Source organism: Scandinavium manionii (assembly GCF_024764775.1).
Taxonomy (GTDB): Bacteria; Pseudomonadota; Gammaproteobacteria; order Enterobacterales; family Enterobacteriaceae; genus Scandinavium; species Scandinavium manionii.
Window position 1 is genome coordinate 1 of sequence record NZ_JALIGC010000008.1, and the last position, 276, is coordinate 276.

1 rRNA gene is annotated in these 276 nt (G+C 54.0%); it reads left to right on the top strand.

The window, feature by feature from the left end:
• Positions 1–276, top strand: a 16S ribosomal RNA gene (locus MUU51_RS00045); the annotation flags it as partial.

Sequence of the window (276 nt, forward strand, 5' to 3'; positions counted from 1 at the left end):
GGTGGGGATGACGTCAAGTCATCATGGCCCTTACGAGTAGGGCTACACACGTGCTACAATGGCGCATACAAAGAGAAGCGACCTCGCGAGAGCAAGCGGACCTCATAAAGTGCGTCGTAGTCCGGATCGGAGTCTGCAACTCGACTCCGTGAAGTCGGAATCGCTAGTAATCGTAGATCAGAATGCTACGGTGAATACGTTCCCGGGCCTTGTACACACCGCCCGTCACACCATGGGAGTGGGTTGCAAAAGAAGTAGGTAGCTTAACCTTCGGGA